We start from the raw sequence: 21,023 nt of genomic DNA, 5'->3' as shown, positions 1-21,023 counted from the left end.
GGGCATCCGGCTTTGCGCGGCCGATCTAGGCCGCCGAGGCCTCAATCCCTTGCATGTGCGCCAGGACACAGGACCTTTCCGATAGGAAGCTTTTCAACCCAAGGTTCATTGAGGTCGGCATGCCATTCATTGATATAAAGTTGCAATGACAAGATCCAGTAAGGACACCTTCGACAATGGGGGCTTAGAGGAGCATTCGATGATGAAGACTCTCTACGCTCTGCCCTTCGTCATGGCGTCAGGACTTCTTGCCTCCCCGGAGGCCGACGCACTGACGCTGGACAATGGCCGGAACATCAATGGCCGCAACATCAACGGCGGCGGCTTGAATGGAGGAAACCTGAATGGTCTCACCTTCAATGGGCGCAACATGAATGGCCGGAATATCAATGGTCTCGCGTTCAATGGAACAGCCCTTGATGACACCGTCGGCCATGCCACCACCGTCATCCTGAAGGATGGCGAGCGTGTCACCCTCAAACAATCCCAAAGGGAGGACCTTCGCCTGCCAGCAGGCGGGGGTCTTCATCGGGGACTCCCCATCGTGTTCGAACCGTTTAGCTTCCTCATCTCGGCTCTGGGGATCTTCCTCATGCCTGACGTCGCGCAGGCCGCGGGCGGCCGCCTCGAGGTCGATGGAGGCGAGTTCCGTCTGCGCCTCGAGGATGGGCGCGTGCTCGCCCGTGAGGCTCTTGTCGGCGCCCGCGTGGTGATCGACAGCGGAGGGCAGACCGTTCAGGTTCTGATCGACTCCGTACAGGAGGAAAAGACGGTCTCACAGGAGCCGCTCGTGCTCTACCGGCTTCTCGTGGAGGAGGCTGATGGTCATGCACCGTATGATGTTTGTAAGCCCGATTCCCGCGGGCGACGCCTAGGGCTGCCGCTCTTCAAGGGAGCAGGGATCGCCTTCACCTGCACCAGCGGCGCGGAAGGCAAGTGCATTCTGATGGGCTACCGGCCTTGGGATGTCCGAGCCGATGTGCCGATGCGGGACCTTCATGCCGCCTGTGTTCACATGGTGCGCGCCGATTACGGCGGCGACGATCATGCGACCACCCGTGACGGCACGATCATCGACGTCTATGACCGCTTCGGAATCCAGATGCCGGAAGCCACCGACCCGTTGCCGTTCGAGGCAGCCTGGGGCAGGAGCGGCGCCCTCTGCGTGGCGCATCCGCGTATTGCGGAGAACGTCAGCCTGGACGCCCTGGCGCAACGCTATCCAGCCCTCAGCGGCCGCTTGGGACCCGAGGCTTGCACGGAAGAGGCGATGCGCAACCATCCGGACGCACTTCTCTTCAACCGCTCGGCCCTTACCGTCCGCTGACCAAGCGCTCCATTTCTGGGCTCATGGCTCCGGTCGTGCTATGCTGTCCAGCATCGGGTCTTACATCGGGGAGGGTTCCATGCAATCAGGCATGGTCCTCATCTGGATCGGCGCTCTGCTCATCATCGCCGGGATTGTGGTGGCGGCAGGCCAGGTGCTCCGGAAGGGACGCCTGAGCGATGCGCACCGGATGGGTTCGGCAGGTGCGGGGACCACCCTGGAGCCGCAAGGACGGGTGCGCGCCTTTCATCCCAAGCACCACTGGCCCAGCATCGCGCTCGTTGCGCTCGGCATCGTCCTGATGCTGGCCGAAGCGGCCGTGTGACGATCCTCAGCGCTTGAAACCGAGCGGAGCAGGTCCAGTTGATGTCCCACCCCGCCATATGTGCGGCGGCATCCTCATGCATTCAATCGGAGATCTCCATGCAGCAGCGTCAGCTCGGTCAGTTGCAGGTGTCGGCCCTCGGTCTGGGTTGCATGGGCATGTCGGAATTCTACGGCAGCGGCGACGAGGCTGAGTCCATCGCCACCATCCACCGCGCGATCGAGCTCGGCGTCACCTTCCTCGACACCGCCGACATGTACGGCGTGGGCCGCAACGAGGAGCTGGTCGGCCGCGCCATCGCGGACCGGCGCGGCAAGGTCGTGCTCGCCACCAAGTTCGGCAACGTGCGCGGACCCAATGGCGAGCGCCTCGGCATCAGCGGCAAGCCCGACTACGTGCGTCAGGCCTGCGAGGCGAGCTTGAAGCGGCTGAAGGTCGACGTGATCGATCTCTACTATCAGCACCGCGTCGATCCAGAGACGCCGATCGAGGACACGGTCGGCGCCATGGCGGATCTCGTGCGCCAGGGCAAGGTGCGCTATCTCGGCCTCTCGGAAGCCGGGCCCCAGACCATCCGCCGCGCTCACGCGGTTCACCCGATCGCAGCGTTGCAGACGGAGTACTCGCTGTGGAGCCGCGACCCGGAGGATGAGATCCTGCCCACCGTGCGCGAACTCGGCATCGGCTTCGTGCCCTATTCGCCGCTCGGCCGCGGCTTTCTCACCGGGCAGATCAAAAGCGTGGACGATCTCGCGGAGGACGATTTCCGCCGCAACTCGCCGCGCTTTCAAGGAGACAATTTCCAGAAGAACCTCGACCTCGTGCGCGAGATCGAAGCCATGGCGCGCGAGAAGGGCTGCGCGCCCTCTCAGCTCGCGCTCGCCTGGGTGCTGGCACAAGGCAGCGACATCGTGCCGATCCCCGGCACCAAGCGCCGCCCCTATTTGGAGGAGAATGCGGGGGCTCTCGACGTGAGCCTCACGAAGGATGATCTCGCACGCATCGGCCGCATCATCCCGCCGGGTGCGGCGGCCGGAACGCGCTATCCCGAGCCTGGAATGCGGATGCTGGGGCTCTGATCCTCACGCCGCCGACGAGGCGTTCGCGGACAGGGACTCCAGCGCTCCGGCCTCGTCGATGCGGCGGACGAGATCGTCCACCTCTTCCTCGGTCTGGTAGATGCCGAAGCCAAGGCGCAGGCGCTGGCCGCGCACGTCGGTCACCACGCGCAGCTGCTTCAGGTCGTCATGGATGGCTTGCGCGGCGGACGTCTGGAAGGTGAGAAAATTGCCGCGACGCGTCTCGTCTGCCGGCACCAGGGGCGAGGCGTGCTCGAACAGGGCCGAGCTGCCGACGCGGCGCAGGAAATGCTGCTGCAGCGCCTTGGCATGGGCATGGATGATCCCCGGCGTGATGCCCTCGTCCGCGAGCCAGCGCATCACGGCGTTGAAGCGATAAAGGCCTGTGGGATCGAAGGTGGCGCCCATGAAGCGCCAGCCGTCCTCGCTGTAGCCCACCTGTCCGCCCTGCGCGTTCGTGAGGTTGCCGAAGGCGGCGTACCAGCCGGTGTCGCGCGGGCGAACGCCCCAGCCGGGCGGGCAATGCATGAAGCACGCGCCTTCGCCGGCCATGGCATATTTGTAGCCGCCGGCAATGTAGAACACGCGATCCGCGATGCTGCCGAGATCCGTCGGCCGAGCCATGAAGCCGTGATAGCCGTCGATCACGATCATCGCGCCGTCGCGGTTGCACTCCGCGAGGTGGCGCCCGTCCAGGGCGAAGCCGGAATTGAAGAACACCTGGCTGACGAAGACGAGATCGTAGCCCGCCTGAGCGGCCGCGTGGAAGCGATCCTCGAAGCTGGCGAAAGGCTCTGCCGGCACACGAGTGACGGACACGAGCCGCTCTTCCTCCAACCGCGCGATCTGCCGCGTGAAGGAGTGGAACTCGCCGTCGGAGGTGAGAATGCGGATCGGGCGATCGGCGGGAAAGCAGGAGAGGATGCGCTTCAGGAGTTCGTGCGTGTTCGGCGCCACCGTGATGGTGGAAGGATCCGGCAGGTTGAGATGCCCGGCCACATGGCCGCGGAACTCGTCGAGCACCGGGCCCAGAATGTGCTCCCACTTGTCGTCCATCAGGCGGGCGGCATCGTCCCAGGCCTGCAGCTGCGCCTCGCGCGTCACGTCGGGCCAGGGATGATGGCTGTGGGCCGCGAAATGCAGGCGGTCGGGCTCGGTGTTGAGGAAGCGGGAGAACTGGGAGCGAAGATCAAGCATGGTGCTCTCAACCTGATTAAAGCTTGCCGCGCACGGACCAGAGTTCAGGGAAGAAGTATCTTTCCAGCGCCTTGCGCAGGTAGCCGACGCCGCTGCTGCCGCCGGTGCCGCTGCGCATGCCGATGATGCGCTCGACCGTCTTCATGTGCCGGAAGCGCCATTGCTGGAACGCGTCCTCCAGATCGACCAGCTCCTCGGCCAGCTCGTAGAGATCGAAGTGCTCGCCCGCGTGGCGGTAGATCTCCTCCCAGATCGCCTCGACGCCGGGATGCGCCGTGTAAGCTTGCGTCACGTCCCGCTCCAGCACCTCGGCGGGAACGGAATAGCCGCGGCGGGCCAGCAGGCGTAAGGCTTCGTCGTAGAGGCCCGGCGCCCGATAGGCCGCCTCGAGCTGCTCGGCGAGGTCGCCCCGGTGCCGGTGCGGCGCCATCTTCACCGCGTCCTTGGCGCCGAGCTTGAACTCGACGAGCCGGTACTGCCAGGACTGGAAGCCGGAGGATTTGCCGAGCGCCGGCCGGAAGCTGAGATAGTCCGAGGGTGTCATGGTGGAGAGCACCGTCCAGGCCTGGATCAGCTGCTCCTGGATCCGGTTGATGCGGGCCGTGCACTTGAAGGCGGGCTGGAGCTCGTCGGCCCGGATATGAGCCAGTGCGGTGTCGAGCTCCCGGTTCAGGAGCTTCAGCCACAGCTCCATCACCTGATGGATGGTGATGAAGAGGAGCTCGTCGTGCTCGGAGGTCAAGGGGGACTGGGCGGAGAGGAGGGTGTCGAGCTGGAGATAGTCTCCATAGCTCATCCCTTCGGAAAAATCGGTGTGGATCCCGTCTGTCGCTGCCGACAAGTCTTTCTCTCCCTGATGTCTTCCGCTTCGATGCGGATTATCGTCCTGCCGTAGGGGCCTACAACGAAAGTAGGACATTGCAGCGGGCTTGTCACGTCGGCTAAAGCATCGGACCCGAAAGTGGAATGCACTTTTGGGATCCATCCGATGCTTCTTTCATAAATGAGAGCATCGTTCTTGGCGGAAAACCGGGTCCACTTTTCACTGACGTGGCCCTCTGGGTCCGCACGATGCTCTACCCGGAATTGGCTTTCCGCCCCTGAGGCGGTAGGTTGCCGCCCCTGAACGATCCCTCATGGAGAGACTCTCGCATGACCGCCACGCTTCCCGACCGCCTGTCTTCCAACCCGGACAGCCCCCATTACGACGAGGAACTGCTGGCGAAGGGGATCGGCATCCGCTTCAACGGGGCCGAGAAGACCAATGTGGACGAGTACTGCGTGAGCGAGGGCTGGGTCCGGGTCACCGCCGGGGCTGCGAAGGACCGCTTCGGCAATCCGATGACCATCAAGCTCAAGGGCAAGGTCGAGCCCTACCTCAAGACCCAGGAATAGGCATTCGCGTGTCTAGCCCTGCCGTTGGGGCAGGGCTAGACGCGCCATAGCGCGCGCCCCAAGATGAGGATCAAGTCGTCAATAGGGGCCGGAGCCTCGGAAAGGCTTGTCCTGAATGGCCTCTGCGAAGGCTCTAGGTATCGTTGCGATGGCTTGCATGCTCGCCGGGCCGGCCTTCGCTCATGACTGGTATCCGGCATGGTGCTGCGGCGAGCATGATTGCCGTGAACTCATCGAAGCCCGGGGAGAGACGGTGACGGAAACCGCCGATGGCTGGCGGCTCTGGGACGGGCGCCTCATCGGCCGCGAGCATGCCAAGATGTCGCCGGATGCCAAGTTCCACCTCTGCGAAGAGCCGAGGACCCGGGCCATTATCTGCTTCTTTGCTCCGCAGGGTGCCTCGTAGAGGAACTCCCGACGAACGGCCCGATACGAGCGTCCTGTCGAATCACGAATCATAGGCAGGCCCAAAAAGGAAGCGCCCGCTCTTGAGAGGGGCGCTTCAAGGTCCGACCCGTAGGGGCAAATAAAGGTCGTGAGCCTCTCTATTCGTAGAGTAATCCGGCTAAAGTGTGACCAATCGTTGCGCCAATTGAGCATGTCAAGAGAGCATATGTGATATTCTGACGCAAATGATCGTTTATTTGCGAACTATTAGGCCTTGATTGGCCCCGGATGATGGTTTATCCCGGGTTAACCGTAGGGGCAAATACGGTTGCAAGGGTCGCGAACACAGTCAAACAATAGGACTGGGCGTGGCCCTTTTCTTTTTATTACTAGGAATAGGGTCCGTTACTTGGGCGCGCTTCGCATCGCCTGCAGCCGCTCCATGGTGGCTTTGATGTCCTCGGCCGCCTTCGGTCCTCGGATGGCGATGACCCCGCGATCCATCGTTTTTCCATCCGCATCCTTCCTGCCGTTGAAGAAGGCGTCCCTTTGCTCCTTGGACATCTTCAGCAGGGTCCGAGCTTCCGTCTCGATCCGCCACTCCTCGGACCAGGTGCTGACGGGCTGGCCGGTGAGTTCGGAGATGGCTGTCGTGTCACGGGAGTAGGTCATGCGGTCAGCATGGCATCAAGAGGTGAAGAGAGCGTTGAGCGAAGCCGCTCCCTCAACTTGTAAACCGCGCCCCGTAGTGAGTTCCATCCGTCCAGATCAGCCGCGCCTTGGCTGTTGCGCCGGCATCGGGGATCTGAAGCTCGAATTCCAGGGGGATATCGGCGGGAGGGGAGATCACAAGGCGCACGCCGGATTGCGACAGGTCCCAGACGGAGCACTCGATGCGGGTCTTCCGGTCCGGATCGCCGATCCACCCTGCGAGCACGGTGGCGAAGCGTTCGTCCGATCGGCGTTCAGGCATTCCAGGGGTCATGCACGGGATCCCATGATTCGTGAGGGATCCGTTATAAGCAGGCGGGCTGGCGCGAGGCTATCCAGTTCCCGCCCGCCCTATCGATCGATGACGCCACATCTCACGCGTGCCCGAGCGGCCCGTCGATGATCACGTGCGGGCACAGGCGCGAGCAGCGCTCAATCCGCCCGTCCACCCGATAGATGTTCTGCAGGAGGGTGGGGGTGATCACCGTGTCCACCGGGCCGCAGGTCACCATGGTGCCGGCATCGATCACCATGACCCGATCGGCGACGCGCAGCACCTGGTTGAGATCGTGGATGGCGAGCACCACGCAGATCTCCCGTTCGCGGGCAAGCGAGCGGATCAGCGCCAGGACCTCCACCTGCCTGTGCAGATCGAGGGCGCTCGTCGGCTCGTCGAGCAGGAGGATCTTCGGTTCGCGCACAAGGACCTGGGCAAGCGACACCAGCTGCCGCTGACCGCCGCTGAGCTCGTTGAGGCCCTTGAAGGCAATCGGCTCGATCCGCAGGTTGAAGAGGACGCGGTCGACCTCCTGCAGATCCTCGTCCGTGACCTTGCGCGGCGTACCCTGCTTGCGCGCGAGCAGAACGGATTCGTACACCGTCAGAACCGTATTCACGGAGGTGTCCTGCGGCATGTAGCAGACATGGCTCGCGTGCGCGCTCGATGCACCATCGTCGACGCGAATGTCGCCCGGTCCGTCGAGCAGGCCGGCGATGCGCCGGAACAGGCTCGACTTGCCGGCGGCATTCGGCCCGATCACGGCGGTGACCTCGCCGCCTTTCAGCGCCGGCGTGGTGACGCCGGAGAGCACCTCCTGCTTGCCGTAGAGAACGCCGACATCGGTGAGTTGCAGGGTCGCTACCATGCGCGCCTCCGGGTGGACATGATCAGGCTGAAGAGGAACGGCACGCCGACAAGCGCCGTGATGATGCCGATGGGAAAGATCGTGCCGGGCACGATGGACTTGCTGACGACCGAGGTGAGCGAGAGGATCGCCGCGCCGGACAGAACGGAAGCAGGCAGGAAATAGCGCTGATCCTCGCCCACCAGCATGCGGGCGATGTGCGGGCCCACGAGCCCGATGAACCCGATGGTGCCCACGAACGCCACCGGCACGGCGGCGAGCAGGCTGATGATCATCATGGTCTCGAGCCTGAGCCAGCGCACATTGACCCCGAAGCTCGCCGCCTTGTCGTCGCCGAGGCGCAATGCGGTGAGCGCCCAGGCGCGGCGCATGAAGAGGGGGAGGGACACAGCAACGACGGCCGTGGTGATGGCAAGCTTCGGCCAGGTGGCGCGGGTCAGGCTCCCCATGGTCCAGAAGACGACTGCGGACAAAGCCTGCTCCGAGGCGAGATACTGCACCAGGGCCAGAAGCGCATTGAAGGTGAAGACGAGGGTGATGCCGAGGAGCACGATGGTCTCGACGGTGACGCCGCGCTGCTGGCTCATGAAATGGATGAACAGGGCCGCTGCCATCGCCATGAGCAATGCGTTCAACGACACCACGTAGTCGATGGCCCATGGCAGGAAGCCGATGCCGAACACGAGGGCGACCGAGGCGCCGAAGCTCGCGGCTGCCGAGATGCCGAGCGTGAAGGGGCTGGCAAGCGGATTGTTGAGGATCGTCTGCATCTGCGCGCCGGCCGCGGAGAGCGCTGCGCCGACCACAACAGCCATGAGCGCCACCGGCATGCGGATGTCCCAGATCACGACGCTGATCTGCTGCGAGACCTCCGCCGAACCCATCAGGGCCAGCACGACCTCGTGCATGGAATAGCGTGCGGGACCCAGACCCAGATCGGCGATCACGGAGAGAACGAGAACGACGGCGAGCGCAAGAAGCACGAGCTTCTTGCGGTGCACGAGGACGCGGTAGGCACCGCGTCCTTTGTCCACGGCAATGGCAGGGGAGTGGGCCAAGAGCCTATTCCTTGTCGGAGAGGGAGACCCAGTAGCCGGTCTTGTAGGGCACGGGCAGGAAGCGCTCGTAGAGCGTCTTCATGGTTGCGTCGGGGTCCACATCCTTGAACAGCTCCGGGTGCAGCCACTTGGCCATGGCCTGGATGGCGATGAACTGGTACGGGCTGTTGTAGAACTGGTGCCAGATCGCGTGGACCCGGTTGTCCTTCACGGCCTTCACGCCGGTATAGGCGGGACGCTTCATCAGGCCGGCGAGCTTGGTTCTCGCCTTCGCCTTGTCCGCGCCGGAGCCGACGCCGACCCAGGCGCCGCCGGGCACATAAAGCTCCCAGTTCGAGCCCGTGACGATGACGTGATCGGGATTGGCCGCGATGATCTGCTCGGGGTTCACGACCCCGAAGGTGCCGGGGATGATCTTGGCAGCCATGTTCTGGCCGCCGGCCACCTCGACGAACTTGCCGAAGTTCTCATTGCCGAAGGACATGCAGCAATCGTCCGAATAGCCGCCGGCGCGCTCCACCATCACCAGAGGCTTTGCGGGATTGGCCTTGGCGAGGCGCTCGGTCACGAGATCGATCTGTGCTTTTCGGAACGCGATGAACTCTTCAGCGCGCGCCTCCTTGCCGAACAGCTTGCCGATGAGGCGCATGCTCGGATCGGTGTTCTCGAAGGGCTTCTCGCGGAAGTCGACGAACACCACCGGGATGTCGATCTTGGCGAGCTTCTCGATGAGCTTGGCGTCGTCGGTGGCGGTCTTCGCCTCGATGTTGAGGAGGATCACGTCGGGCTTGAGCGCGACCGCCTGCTCCACGTCGAAGGTGCCTTCCTTGAAGCCGCCGAAGGTCGGAATCTTTTCGATCTGCGGATACTTGGCGAGATAATCCTTGTAGCCGTCGAGATCGGCCTTCTGCAGGTCGTCGCGCCAGCCGACGACGCGCTTGAACGGCTGGTCCGTGTCGAGGGTGGCGACGAAATACATCTGCCGGCCTTCGCCGAGGATGACCTTCTCGACCGGCGCCCGCACCTCGACCCTGCGGCCGGTGATGTCCGTCACGGTGATCTTGTCGGCGGCATGAGAAGGAGCGGGCAGTAGCCCGACGAGTGCCAGGGCGGCACCGAATACCAGTTTGGAGAGTTGCATGATGCGCCTCGCAGCAATTGAGAAAGCGGGCCTCTCCTAGGTTCGATCCGATAGTCACGCAAGCGATATCTTTTAGAATTACTTTAATTAGAAACAGTAAAACTCCAGTTTTTAATAATTCTATTCTACAGTTTAAAACAGTTCTAGTTTGACCTCTTGCGATTCATTCCCTAGATGGGCGCCGGAATTCACTTCCTGCCATGGACTTCTCATGAACGCGAACTACACGCTCCGGGACGAGATCAGGGATTACTGGTCGGCACGCGCGGCAACCTTCGACGAGCAGGTGGGGCACGAGATCTTCTCGGAGGCGGAACGGCAGGCATGGCGCGATCTGTTCCTGCGCCATCTCGGGCCGGGCGAGGGGCGCAGGGCACTCGATCTCGCCAGCGGCACGGGCGTGATCTCCCATCTGCTGCACGGCCTCGGCTTCGACGTCACCGGCCTCGACTGGTCGGACGCGATGCTGAACCAGGCGCGGGCGAAGGCAGGCCGGCGCGGTGCCGACATCCGCTTCGTGATGGGGGATGCCGAGCGCACGCTTGAGCAGCCGGGAAGCTACGACGCGCTCGTCACGCGCCATCTGGTGTGGACGCTGGTCGACCCGAAGGCGGCCTTCAGGGAATGGCACTCCCTGTTGAAGCCCGGCGGTCGGCTGCTCATCGTGGACGGCGACTTCGTAGCGGATACCCTGGTCAAACGCATGATCCGGCTCGTCGAGAGGCTCGTGCCGGGGCTGGCCAGCGCCCCGCATGCGCCCAACGCCATTCGCGAGACCCATGAGCGGATCCTGAGGCGAGTTTACTTCTCGAAGGGGGCGCGGGCTGAAGACGTGGCGGCCCTGCTGCGGGAGGCCGGCTTCGCCCAAGTCACCATCGACCGGAACCTCAAGCCGATCCACCGGGCGCAGGCCAAAAACCTGCCGCTGCTCAAGGGTCTCGAGCGCGCGACGCAGCACCGCTACGCCGTCCTCGCGGTGAAGGCCTTATCCTGAAAAGCCCTGGCCTGCCTGTCGCAACCGTGCTCTCCTGATTTGTGCGGAACCTCGATCAGGACCGGGAATGAGACGCCGCTGCCGAACTCTTGCGCTTTGCATCCTGCTCACACCGGTGCCTCCCACTTGGGCGCAGCAGGATGCCGATGCCACCACGCCGGCGGGGCTGCCTGCCATCGGCAAATGGATGCTGACGGCCAAGGGAGTTCCGTCGGACTGGCTCGGCGAGGTCTACCGCGGCAAGAACCTGCGCGAGCCGATCAACGTCATCATCGTCGACGAGGGAGCCTCAAGCGCGGAGGATGCGAAGGCGAGACTGCTCGCCGCCGCCGCACGCGCCGGCTATCCCGTCCGCTTCGGACATTCGGCCGGTTATCAGGGCTTCATCGGCGGACAGCTCTACCGCCAACTGCCGCAGGGCAGGGACGATGCCTTCTCCAACGACCTGTTCGAGGTGAGCAACAATCACGGCCGCATCTTCGGGCCGCATATGGTCGGACAAGCCTATCTGTTCACCGGCGCCTTCAGCCGCGAGGAGGTCGATCCGTTCCGCGACCCGCCGCACCAGTACGGCTCGTTCAATCGGGCGCGGGACGACTTCACGCAGAGGCTCGATCGCAGCACGTCCTACAAGGTGAGCGGCTTCGTCAGTCTGGGCAACGCGCTCATCGACGATCCCAAGCTCACTACGGGCGACCACGACGGCATGGCTGTGGTGGTGCGGGCAGGGCAATGAGTGACCTGATATCCTCCACGTCATCACCGGCCCTGTGCCGGTGATCACGATCAAGAGAGGCGTAGCGCTCATCCGTAGCGGGATGGCCGGCACAAGGCCGGCCATGACGTGGTGGGTGTCATCCCCGGCGCACGAAGTGCGGGAAGGGGATCCATGGCACTGAGCCTGTGGGTGGATTCTCTTCCCCTCCGCTACGCTCCGGCCGGGAACGACACTGAAACTCAGGCTGTCTGGCAGACCTACCCTGCGAGGAAGCCCGCCAGCGCCCTCGGGTCCACGTTGCCGCCGCTGATGATGACGCCGACGCGCTTGTCCTTGCAGGGCACGAGCCCGTTCAACGCCGCGGCCCCCGACAGGCAGCCCGTGGGCTCGACCACGATCTTCATGCGCTCGATGAAGAACCGCATGGTGTCGACGAGCTGCGCATCCGAGATGGTGAGGATGTCGTCGACGAGCGCCCGCATGATCGGAAAGGTCTTGGCGCCGACATAGGTGGTCTGCGCCCCATCGGCGATGGTGGCGGGGACGGGGATCTTCACGATGCTCCCTGAGCGGAACGATTGCTGCGCATCGTTGCCTGCTTCAGGCTCGACGCCATAGATGCGGCACTCGGGCGAGAGCGCCCTCGTGGCAAGGGCAGATCCGGCCAGCAGGCCGCCGCCTCCGGTGCAGACGAACAGCATGTCGAGGGGGCCGACTTCCTCGAACAGCTCCTTGGCGGCTGTGCCTTGTCCTGCGATCACGTGCTCATGGTCGTAGGGCGGGATGAGGGTGAGGCCGCGTTCCTCCGAGAGCCTGCGCCCGATGGCCTCGCGGTCTTCCGTGTACCGGTCGTAGAGGACGACCTCGCCGCCGTAGCCTTTGGTGCCGGCCACCTTCATGGCCGGCGCATCCTGCGGCATGATGATGACGGTCGGCACGCCCTGAAGCTGCCCGGCATAGGCGATGGCCTGGGCGTGGTTGCCGGACGAGAAGGCCACGACGCCGCGCTTCTTCGCCTCGGGGGACAGTTGCGCGATGGCGTTGTAGGCGCCTCGGAACTTGAAGGAGCCCCCGCGCTGGAAGTTCTCGGCCTTGAAGAACAGCGTTCCGCCCGTCCGGTCGTCGGCGGTGCGGGAGGTGAGAACCGGCGTGCGGTGTGCTGCGCCCTCGATCCGGCGGGCCGCCGACAGCACGTCGTCATAGGTGGGAAGCCCCGGCGGGATGGAGCGAAGGATGTCCTGCTGTGCTTGTGCGTTCATCGGGTATCCATGCTCCCAGACGTTCTCGAATCGCCACGTCGCCGCCCCTGCAGGGCAGGATCCGGCCATGGCCTTTCCATAGCAATTCCAGGGGATCCTTGTCAGTAAGGGATTGCACGCCTGCGGCTCCCGGATCGCCTAAAGCGGAGCTCCCGCCGGAACGGCCGTCCGTCCAAGCCGTTCACTGTGATCAAGGCAAAGGCTCAGGAGGAGGTTTCCCATGGACCTATGGCAAATGGTGGTGTCCGACCACGCGAATATCGAGGAACTCTGCCGCGAGGTGCTGAAGGCCACGGGCTCCGGGCCCAACAGCCGCTCCGAGCTTTACGACGATCTGCAGGACGAGCTCGAGCGGCACATCGCAGCGCAGCAGAATGTGCTCTATCCCGCTCTGGCCCATCACGAACGCACAGCCGTCTATGTGGCCGATCTGGAGCGCAAGCAGGATGAAATCCTGCGCCAGGTCGACGAGCTGGCCGCCCGGCCCGACAAGGACAGCCACGACTGGGCTGTCGACTTCAAGGATCTGACCGGTTCCATCCGTCATGCGTTCACCCTGGAGGAGAACGGGGTGATGATCGTCGCCCGCGGCGTCTTCTCTCCCAGCGAGCTCAAGAGCCTGCAGCGGGATTATGAGCGCGAGCGGATCGCATCGTACGAATCCAGCCGCTGGCACATGCCTCAGGCGATGATGCCGAGCCGCTACGGCCTGCCCACAGGCACCGTTTTCGGGGTGCTCGCCGGCATGATGGCCGTCGGCGCCGGAGCCCTTCTGTGGAGCATGAACCGGTCCGGCTCCACAGGGTCGCGGCAGAACAGAGATCTGCGCGCAGCCCCGCGCCGTCCGCAGCCGCCGTTCCCGCTCGAGCCCGGCGTCATCGACCGCAGCCTCGAAGGCTCGCGCCGCAGCCGCATGAGCGGCATGACAGGGCAGACGTCTCCCAGGGCCGGGGCATATTCCGCCGCTGGCTCGTCCTCGGCAGGGGGTGCTGCCGCGGCGGCACCGAGACCCTCCACAGGATTAACCGGCCAGTCGGGGCAGGGCGGCGCACAGGCTGACGATGCGCTGCTTCATGGCGCCGGCGGATCCTCTCCGGCGGCGGGCGGCAGCCCCTCTGACGCCAATTCCTTCTCCTCGGCGCATCCGCCCCGCGCACCCTCGGGGCTCTCGACGCCGCTGCAGCCGGGCGGGACACTGCCGGCCGGCGGTCCCGCGCCGTCAGCCGGCGCAATCGGCACCGGCGGTGCCCAGACGGGCGCGGCGGATTCACGATCGCTGAAGCGCGACGGGCACTAACACCCTAAGGGCCTCGCGCGGGGCGCGAGGCCTTCTCCATGCTCGGCATGCATCCGGCAGGACGAGGCAATCCCGTATGCTCCCTTTGGCGCCGAGCGCGTCACAACCATCCGGGCGGTGCCATATTCAGGCTTGCGTGAGCCAGCCTCGCTCCGCAGCTTCCGCTCCCTCTTCCCCAGCGGCACCCGACAGAATCCGTGAAAAACCTTTGTTTTTCGCCGAAAACTTCCCCTTCCACCCGAAATATTAACCAGCCGGTAACCATAACTGGCGCCGAATAGATTTCATTCCGTTGCGTAAGAAATCGCGACAGCTCGATCCGCCTCCGCTCTCCGAACATGTTCTACGGTTTCCCGGAGAACCTGCTGGTGATGCCGTCGCTACAACAGTCTTGAAGGGTAGGAGAACAAAGGATGGCGAAAGTTCTTGTGGTGACATCGGGCAAGGGAGGCGTCGGCAAGACGACCTCCACGGCGGCCCTCGGCGCGGCGCTGGCCCAGTCGGGACAGAAGGTGGCGATGATCGACTTCGATGTCGGCCTGCGCAACCTCGATCTGATCATGGGTGCCGAGCGGCGGGTGGTGTATGACCTGATCAACGTGATCAAGGGCGATGCGAAGATCGAGCAGGCGCTGATCCGCGACAAGCGCGTGGAGACCCTGCACCTGCTGCCGGCCTCCCAGACCCGCGACAAGGACAATCTGACGGACGAGGGCGTTGCCCGCGTCATCGAGGGTCTGCGCGAAAAGTTCGACTGGATCATCTGCGACAGCCCGGCCGGCATCGAGCGCGGCGCGACGCTCGCGATGCGCCACGCGGATGTGGCCGTGGTGGTGACCAATCCGGAAGTCTCCTCCATCCGCGATTCCGACCGCATCATCGGCATGCTCGACTCCAAGACCTTGAAAGCGGAGAACGGCGAGCAGGTGGAGAAGCACCTGCTGCTTACCCGCTATGACGCGGCCCGCGCGCAGCGCGGCGAGATCCTCAAGGTCGAGGATGTGCTCGAGATCCTGTCGATTCCGCTTCTGGCGATCATTCCGGAAAGCACCGAGGTGCTGCGCTCCTCCAATCTCGGCGCCCCGGTCACCCTGGGCAGCCCGAACTCCGCACCGGCGCGCGCCTATCTCGATGCCGTGCGGAAGCTGCAGGGCGAGACGATCGTCGAGGTGCAGAAGCAGCGCGGCCTGTTCAGCAAACTCTTCGCCAGGAGGGCCGCATGAGCCTCTTCAGCTTCTTCAAGAAAAATACCACGTCCGCTCCGGTGGCCCGCGAGCGTCTTCAGGTCCTGCTGGCGCATGAGCGCACCATCGTCGGAGGCGGCGAGTCCGATCTCGTGGCGATCCTGCGCGAGGAGATCATGGCCGTGATCGCCAAGCACTTGGCGGTGCCGCAGGACAAGGTGCAGATCAAGATGGATCGGGGCGCCTCCGTGTCGACCCTGGAAGTCGACATCGAGATTCCTGCTGCATTGACGGGCTTGCGCCCGGCCGCATGACAAAACGTGATCGCAGGCTGCGCTGTCCAGCCTGCGATCCTGCCCCTATACTGGCCATCCGCGATCCCGCTCCGCCCGGAGGTGCTTCATGGATGACGGTGACTGGCCTGAACTCTCCTATCCTGCCTGGCGCGAGACGGCTGCGACCCTGCAGCTCTGGACGCAGATCGTCGGCAAGATCCGGCTCGCGCTGACGCCCTGGCTCAATCACGGCTGGCATGTGCCGCTGTATGTGTCCGCGCGGGGCCTCACCACCTCGCCCATGCCTGTCGGCCGCGAGATCCTGGAGATCGAGTTCGACTTCATCGCTCATCGCCTGCTCGTGCGCACCAGCCGCGGCGACGAGCGCATGCTGCCGCTCCGGCCGCAGAGCGTCGCGGCATTCTACTCAGGCCTTCTTGGCCTCCTCGACGAGATCGGCATCGGGGTTTCCATCAGGGACATGCCGAACGAGGTGCCGAACCCCGTCCGGTTCTCGGAGGACCACGAGCATGCGTCCTACGATGCCGATGCGGCCCATCGTTTCTGGCGCGTGCTGGTACAGACCGACCGGGTGTTCAAGCTCTTTCGCAGCGGCTTCCTGGGCAAGGTTTCGCCGGTGCATTTCTTCTGGGGCAGCTTCGATCTTGCGGTGACGCGCTTTTCCGGGCGCGAGGCGCCGCTCCATGCCGGAGGCGTGCCCGGCCTGCCGGATGCGGTCACCCGTGAGGCCTATTCCCACGAGGTCTCGAGCGCGGGCTTCTGGCCCGGCAGCGATGCATATCCTCAGGCTGCCTTCTATTCCTATGCATACCCCGAACCACCGGGATTTCGCGACGCGGCGATCCCTGAGGGCGCGGAGTTTGATCCTGCGCTTGGTGAGTTCATCCTGCGCTACGACGTTCTGCGCCAGGCGCCCGATCCCGATGCGATGCTGCTCGACTTTCTGTCGTCCACCTATGCGGCGGCGGCCGATGCCGGCCGCTGGGATCGCGCCGCTCTCGAATGTGCCTTCGGCGCTCCGGCACGCGTGCGCGATGTCTGAGAGACATCGTTTCGAAAGGTGATGACGTTTCGGAAAAGATCGTCATTCCACGCAAAATCCGAGCATCTATCCCGAATTGCCGTTGATCCGGCCGGATCCCGGCAGTTTGCCACGCCAGTGCCACATCCCGCCTCTAGCCCTGGCACTGAGTGCAAAGACCAACCCGGTCTCCTGCACGCACGCTCATCCAAGAGTGGAGCATCCACCGCGAGTAAAGGTGCGAGGACCCCATGCAGATCGGCGACTTGTCACGAACCCAACATCAACTCGAGCGGCGCGACAGCGCAACCCGGCAGGCGATGCGCGTCCTTCTGGTGATTGGCCTCATGGCCGGCGGATCGCTGGCCCTGTGGCTCTCCGCAGGCAGCAGCGCTTCCATGGGCGGGATGGTCACCGCTGCGCCGCCCCAGATCCTGGCAGGCGACCAGCCGTTCGTGGAGCAGCTGCAGCGCACCGAGCGCGTGCAGGTGGCCAATGCGGATCCTGCCGCGGCCATGGCGGCCTCGGGCCCGCCGGCGGAAGCGGCTTACGTGCCTGCGTCCGGCCTGCAGGACTCCGTCCCTGCTCCCATGGCGGCCAACCCGTCGCCTCCTGCCAATGAGCAGGCCTCCGCCGCTCCGGAGCCGGCTGGAGCAGCCTTCGGCCAGCAGACGCAGACGGTGTCAGCTCCTCCCGCCGACATCGACATGACAGGCACGGTCGCCCGACATGCGAGCCTTGCCGGACCTGCGCCTCCTGAGAGCCCTGCCGCTGATCTGGTCGATCTCAACCGGGCCTCCTTCGAGCAGCTGAACTCCCTGAAGGGCGCGGGCGCCCTCGGCCGGGCCATCATCAAGGGCCGGCCTTACAGGTCCGTCGATGATCTGGTGAAGAAGAAAGTTGTGCGCCGCCCGGTCTTCGAGAAGATCAAGGATCAGATCAAGGTGCAGTAGGGACGGCAAGCCCCGCACTTCAGCGCCCGTCAACAGCGCGAATTCCTCGACACGGACCTGCTCCTGCCAAGGCCGCTGAGGCACCTGCTTCGAAGGCAGGCGGCACGTTAATCCAGGAAACCTTGCGTAAGAAGCGCCGCATGAGGGGTGCGGCGCTTCTCGTGACGTGGCGGGATCAGTTGGCCTTGGCGGCTTTGACCGGGTCCTTGACGTTGGGGATCGTGGCGAACTCCACGTTGTAGAGCTCCCCGTCCTTGCGCTCCACTTTCCGCACATAGATGTTCTGGATGATGTCGCGGGTCTGCGGATCGATCGACACCGGACCGCGCGGGCTGGTCCAGCTCATGCCCTTCATGGCGTCGATCAGCGCCTGGCCGCCCTGGCCGTTGGTCTTCTTCAGGCCCTCGTAGATCAGGTGCATGCCGTCATAGCCGCCCACCGCCATGAAGTTCGGACGCATGTTGTTGTTGGCCTTCTTGAAGGCTTCCACGAAGGCCTTGTTCTCAGGGCTGTCGTGCGCGACCGAGTAGTGGTGCGTGGTGATGGCGCCGAGAGCGGCATCCCCGATGTTGTTGAGCACCTCGTCGTCCGTGACGTCGCCGGGCCCGATCAGCTTGATGCCGCTCTTGTCGAAGCCGCGCTCCACGAACTGCTTCATGAACTGCGCGCCCTGGCCTGCGGGCACGAACACGAAGAGCGCGTCGGGCTTGGCGTCGGCCACCTTCTGCAGGAAGGGCGAGAAGTCGGGGTTTGCCAGCGGCACCCGCAGGTTTTCAACCTGACCGCCGGCCTTGGTGAACACACCGGAGAAAGCTTTTTCGGAGTCGATGCCTGGACCGTAATCGGAGACCAGCGTTACAACCTTCTTGATGCCGTTCTTGGCGGCCCAATCCGCCATCGGCTCGGTCGCCTGGGGCAGGGTGAAGCTGGTGCGCGTGATGAAGGGCGAGGCTTCCGTGATCGTCGCCGTTCCCGCCGCCATGACGACTTGAGGAACTTTGGCCTGCGTGGCGAGCGGCGCGGTGGCGAGCGCCAGCGGCGTGAGGCCGAAGCCCGCCAGCACGTTCACCTTCTCGTTGACGATGAGATCCTGGGCCGTGCGCTTCGTCGCGTCCGCGACGGCGCCATCGTCCTTGACGAGCAACTCGATGGTCTTGCCCGCGACCGTATTGCCCTTCTGCTGCATGTAGAGCCTGGCGCCCATTTCGACCTGGCGCCCGATGGCCGTGAAGGGCCCGGTCAGCGGCAGGATCAGCCCGACCTTGACGGTCTCCTGCGCCTGCGCGCCCGAGATGGCGGCCATGAGCGCGGCGGCGCCTGCGGCCAGGATAAGCGTTCTGCGGTGCATCGTTGGTCCTCCCATCGTTTTTCTTGGCTGTCTTATGGCACAGGATGAACAAGGATACTCGCGCGGCCAATGGATAAAGCAAGCAGGAGATTGGACGAATCGAACATCTCAGGGCCCATGTCCGTCACGGTCACGCGAGGGACTGGGTGTCTCCGTCGATGGCGATGGCCTGACCGGAGATCGTCCGTCCACGCGGCGAGCACAGGAACACGATCTGATCGGCGATCTGCTGCGGCGTCACGGCGGTTCGCAAGGAGACATGCCGGAGGAACTCGCTCTCCATCTCCTCGTAGCTGACCCCGCGAGCCTGAGCCTTGCTGCCGATCACGCGGCGGATCCGTTCGCCTTCCACGACTCCCGGAAGGATGGCGTTGACCCGGATTCCGAGCGGTCCCAGCTCCATGGCAAGGGTCTTGGTGAAGCCCACGACCGCCCACTTCGCCGCCGCGTAGGGGGAGCGAAGGGGAAAGCCGAAGCGCCCTGCCGCGGACGATAGATTGATGATGGAAGCGTTATGGCTCTTCTGCAGGTGAGGGACGGCCAGGCGGGCGCAGTTGAACTGCCCCGTGATGTTGACCTCGAGCGTTCGGTCCCAGTCCTCAGGCTCGACCTCATCCACCCGGGCGGTCGGGCCGGCAATGCCCGCATTGTTGACGAGAACGTCGAGACCGCCGAGCTCTTGTAGAGCCTCGTCGAAAAGGCGGCTCACATCCTGCCGGTTCGCAACGTCGGCACGGGAGCGGGTGACATCCGGATCGCTCGTCGTCAGGGAGGCGAGCGCCGCGTCATCGACGTCGCAGACATGCACCTTTGCACCCTCGCGCACGAAGCTTCTGGCGATTTCCAGGCCGATGCCGGCGGCACCGGCCGTCGCGAGAACGCGCAAACCTTGGATGGCCAAATCCATGACAGACTCTTTCCGTCGCTTCACCACACAAGAGATAGGGCCGGGCGGACCCGGCCCTATCGTTGTCGATCGCGATCAGCCCTTCACGAGGGGGCAGCCGCCTTCGTTGAGAGGCCGGAAGGCCTGATCGGCCGGGATCGTGGCGAGCTGCTTGTAGAGATCCCACGGGCCCTTGGACTCGGCCGGCTTCTTGACCTCGAACAGGTACATGTCGTGGATCTTGCGGCCGTCCTGACGGACCATGCCCTTGCCGAACAGCGGATCGTCGGTGGGCATCTCCTTCATCTTCGCCATCACCTGCGCGGTATCCTTGCCCTTCAGGGCCTCGACGGCTTTGAGGTAGTGCAGCGCGCCCGCATAGACGCCCGCATGCACCATGGTGGGCATCTTGCCGCCGTTCCTGTCGGCGAAGCGCTTCGACCAGGCGCGTGTCTGGTCGTTCTGATCCCAGTAGAAGGCCTCGGTCATGACCAAGCCCTGGGCCACCTGGAGGCCCAGGGAGTGAACGTCGGTGATGAACACGAGGAGCCCCGCGAGGCTCTGCCCGCCCTGGACGATCCCGAACTCCGCCGCCTGCTTCATGGTGTTGGTGAAGTCACCGCCTGCATTGGCAAGGCCGATCACCTTGGCGCCAGAGGACTGTGCCTGCAGGAGGAAGGAGGCAAAGTCCTGACCGGGGAAGGGATGCCGCACGGTGCCGACGATCTTGCCGCCGGCCTTCGTCACCAGGGCCGAGGTGTCGCGCTCCAGGGCGTGACCGAAGGCGTAATCCGCCGTGACGAAGAACCAGGTGTTTCCTCCGCGCTTCACCATGGCACCGCCGGTGCCGTTCGCAAGCGCCCAGGTGTCGTAGGTCCAGTGGACCGTGTTGGGCGAGCACTGGGATCCGGTCAGATCGGAGGTGCCGCCGCCTGAATTGATCAGGATCTTGTTCTTCTCGCGGGCAATGCCATTGACGGCGAGCGCCACCGAGGAGGTCGGAACGTCGAGAATGACATCGACGCCTTCCTGATCGTACCATTGCCGGGCAATGCTGGCGCCGATATCCGGCTTGTTCTGGTGGTCCGCCGCGACGATGTCGACCTTGATGCCCTTCTCGGCCGCCTTGAAGTCCTCTGCGGCCATGCGGGCCGCGATCACCGATCCTTCGCCGGTGAGGTCGGAGTAAACGCCAGACCTGTCGTTCAGGACACCCAGCTTGACCGAGGTCTGCGCCTGCGCCGCTCCTGTCATGGCCAAGGCGGCCAGGGCGCTGAGAACATAACGTGTCTTCATTGTTTC

23 protein-coding genes are annotated in these 21,023 nt (G+C 64.3%); 12 read left to right on the top strand and 11 right to left on the bottom strand.

The features are described from left to right. The first annotated feature begins 199 nt into the window (after positions 1 to 199). The 3 genes from AC0QTX_RS05585 (at position 200) to AC0QTX_RS05575 (ending at position 2,731) form a co-directional block, all read left to right on the top strand. Positions 200 to 1,327, top strand: coding sequence for an ADYC domain-containing protein (locus AC0QTX_RS05585; RefSeq protein ID WP_474602838.1), 1,128 nt, complete (start codon positions 200 to 202; stop codon positions 1,325 to 1,327). Between the two features lie 79 nt (positions 1,328 to 1,406). Continuing rightward, positions 1,407 to 1,652, top strand: a complete 246-nt coding sequence (locus tag AC0QTX_RS05580; protein WP_474602837.1) for a hypothetical protein — start codon at positions 1,407 to 1,409, stop codon at positions 1,650 to 1,652. Between the two features lie 98 nt (positions 1,653 to 1,750). Next, positions 1,751 to 2,731 (top strand): aldo/keto reductase, encoded by a 981-nt coding sequence (locus AC0QTX_RS05575; protein ID WP_474602836.1) that lies wholly within the window; start codon positions 1,751 to 1,753, stop codon positions 2,729 to 2,731. Between the two features lie 3 nt (positions 2,732 to 2,734). Here AC0QTX_RS05575 and AC0QTX_RS05570 read toward each other — a convergent pair whose 3' ends face one another. Further along, complete coding sequence (locus AC0QTX_RS05570) at positions 2,735 to 3,928, bottom strand: aminotransferase class V-fold PLP-dependent enzyme (RefSeq protein ID WP_474602835.1); 1,194 nt, start codon at positions 3,926 to 3,928, stop codon at positions 2,735 to 2,737. A gap of 16 nt (positions 3,929 to 3,944) precedes the next feature. Then, entirely contained in the window at positions 3,945 to 4,769 is an 825-nt protein-coding gene (gene kynA / locus AC0QTX_RS05565) for a tryptophan 2,3-dioxygenase (RefSeq protein WP_474602834.1), read from the bottom strand. A 311-nt stretch (positions 4,770 to 5,080) separates the two neighbouring features. Here kynA and AC0QTX_RS05560 point away from each other — a divergent pair, with 311 nt between their 5' ends. After that, positions 5,081 to 5,323, top strand: coding sequence for a DUF3297 family protein (locus AC0QTX_RS05560; RefSeq protein WP_474602833.1), 243 nt, complete (start codon positions 5,081 to 5,083; stop codon positions 5,321 to 5,323). A gap of 148 nt (positions 5,324 to 5,471) precedes the next feature. Continuing rightward, positions 5,472 to 5,729 carry a hypothetical protein gene (locus AC0QTX_RS05555; protein WP_474602832.1) on the top strand — a complete coding sequence of 86 codons (258 nt, stop codon included), beginning with the start codon at positions 5,472 to 5,474 and terminating at the stop codon, positions 5,727 to 5,729. A 386-nt stretch (positions 5,730 to 6,115) separates the two neighbouring features. Here the strand turns inward: AC0QTX_RS05555 and AC0QTX_RS05550 are convergent, their stop codons facing one another. From AC0QTX_RS05550 to AC0QTX_RS05530, 5 genes are all read right to left on the bottom strand, one after another. Further along, positions 6,116 to 6,382, bottom strand: coding sequence for a DUF7696 family protein (locus tag AC0QTX_RS05550; protein ID WP_474602831.1), 267 nt, complete (start codon positions 6,380 to 6,382; stop codon positions 6,116 to 6,118). A 52-nt stretch (positions 6,383 to 6,434) separates the two neighbouring features. Further along, positions 6,435 to 6,683 (bottom strand): PilZ domain-containing protein, encoded by a 249-nt coding sequence (locus AC0QTX_RS05545; RefSeq protein ID WP_474602830.1) that lies wholly within the window; start codon positions 6,681 to 6,683, stop codon positions 6,435 to 6,437. A gap of 112 nt (positions 6,684 to 6,795) precedes the next feature. Further along, the gene (locus AC0QTX_RS05540) at positions 6,796 to 7,566 is read right to left on the bottom strand and encodes an ABC transporter ATP-binding protein (RefSeq protein ID WP_474602829.1); all 771 of its coding nucleotides are present in this window, start codon (positions 7,564 to 7,566) and stop codon (positions 6,796 to 6,798) included. Then, positions 7,560 to 8,624, bottom strand: coding sequence for a FecCD family ABC transporter permease (locus AC0QTX_RS05535; RefSeq protein WP_474602828.1), 1,065 nt, complete (start codon positions 8,622 to 8,624; stop codon positions 7,560 to 7,562). Before AC0QTX_RS05535 ends, AC0QTX_RS05540 begins: the two co-directional genes overlap by 7 nt. 4 nt (positions 8,625 to 8,628) lie before the next feature. Continuing rightward, positions 8,629 to 9,765 carry an ABC transporter substrate-binding protein gene (locus AC0QTX_RS05530; protein WP_474602827.1) on the bottom strand — a complete coding sequence of 379 codons (1,137 nt, stop codon included), beginning with the start codon at positions 9,763 to 9,765 and terminating at the stop codon, positions 8,629 to 8,631. 211 nt (positions 9,766 to 9,976) lie between these two features. Between AC0QTX_RS05530 and AC0QTX_RS05525 the strand changes: the two genes are divergently transcribed. After that, complete coding sequence (locus AC0QTX_RS05525; RefSeq protein WP_474602826.1) at positions 9,977 to 10,759, top strand: class I SAM-dependent methyltransferase; 783 nt, start codon at positions 9,977 to 9,979, stop codon at positions 10,757 to 10,759. A gap of 67 nt (positions 10,760 to 10,826) precedes the next feature. Further along, a complete protein-coding gene (locus AC0QTX_RS05520) occupies positions 10,827 to 11,495 on the top strand; it encodes a hypothetical protein (protein WP_474602825.1) in 669 nt (222 codons plus the stop codon). A 239-nt stretch (positions 11,496 to 11,734) separates the two neighbouring features. On the opposite strand, the gene AC0QTX_RS05515 is transcribed toward AC0QTX_RS05520, so the two are convergent. After that, positions 11,735 to 12,736, bottom strand: a complete 1,002-nt coding sequence (locus AC0QTX_RS05515) for a threo-3-hydroxy-L-aspartate ammonia-lyase (RefSeq protein WP_474602824.1) — start codon at positions 12,734 to 12,736, stop codon at positions 11,735 to 11,737. Between the two features lie 220 nt (positions 12,737 to 12,956). Between AC0QTX_RS05515 and AC0QTX_RS05510 the strand changes: the two genes are divergently transcribed. From AC0QTX_RS05510 to AC0QTX_RS05490, 5 genes are all read left to right on the top strand, one after another. Next, positions 12,957 to 14,033, top strand: coding sequence for a hemerythrin domain-containing protein (locus AC0QTX_RS05510; protein WP_474602823.1), 1,077 nt, complete (start codon positions 12,957 to 12,959; stop codon positions 14,031 to 14,033). 413 nt (positions 14,034 to 14,446) lie between these two features. Then, positions 14,447 to 15,256, top strand: a complete 810-nt coding sequence (minD, locus tag AC0QTX_RS05505; protein WP_474602822.1) for a septum site-determining protein MinD — start codon at positions 14,447 to 14,449, stop codon at positions 15,254 to 15,256. Beyond that, a complete protein-coding gene (minE, locus tag AC0QTX_RS05500) occupies positions 15,253 to 15,531 on the top strand; it encodes a cell division topological specificity factor MinE (RefSeq protein ID WP_036357629.1) in 279 nt (92 codons plus the stop codon). The genes minD and minE overlap by 4 nt, the downstream gene beginning before the upstream one ends. Positions 15,532 to 15,619: 88 nt before the next feature. Further along, positions 15,620 to 16,555, top strand: a complete 936-nt coding sequence (locus tag AC0QTX_RS05495; RefSeq protein ID WP_474602821.1) for a DUF5996 family protein — start codon at positions 15,620 to 15,622, stop codon at positions 16,553 to 16,555. 230 nt (positions 16,556 to 16,785) lie between these two features. After that, the gene (locus AC0QTX_RS05490; RefSeq protein ID WP_474602820.1) at positions 16,786 to 17,487 is read left to right on the top strand and encodes a ComEA family DNA-binding protein; all 702 of its coding nucleotides are present in this window, start codon (positions 16,786 to 16,788) and stop codon (positions 17,485 to 17,487) included. A gap of 175 nt (positions 17,488 to 17,662) precedes the next feature. Here AC0QTX_RS05490 and AC0QTX_RS05485 read toward each other — a convergent pair whose 3' ends face one another. From AC0QTX_RS05485 to AC0QTX_RS05475, 3 genes are all read right to left on the bottom strand, one after another. Then, complete coding sequence (locus tag AC0QTX_RS05485) at positions 17,663 to 18,835, bottom strand: ABC transporter substrate-binding protein (RefSeq protein WP_474602819.1); 1,173 nt, start codon at positions 18,833 to 18,835, stop codon at positions 17,663 to 17,665. A 130-nt stretch (positions 18,836 to 18,965) separates the two neighbouring features. After that, entirely contained in the window at positions 18,966 to 19,742 is a 777-nt protein-coding gene (locus AC0QTX_RS05480; RefSeq protein ID WP_474602818.1) for an SDR family oxidoreductase, read from the bottom strand. 75 nt (positions 19,743 to 19,817) lie between these two features. Further along, entirely contained in the window at positions 19,818 to 21,017 is a 1,200-nt protein-coding gene (locus AC0QTX_RS05475) for an ABC transporter substrate-binding protein (protein ID WP_474602817.1), read from the bottom strand. Positions 21,018 to 21,023 lie beyond the last annotated feature (6 nt).

Source organism: Microvirga sp. jy35 (assembly GCF_056148915.1).
This window is presented reverse-complemented; position numbering and strand designations above follow the sequence as displayed.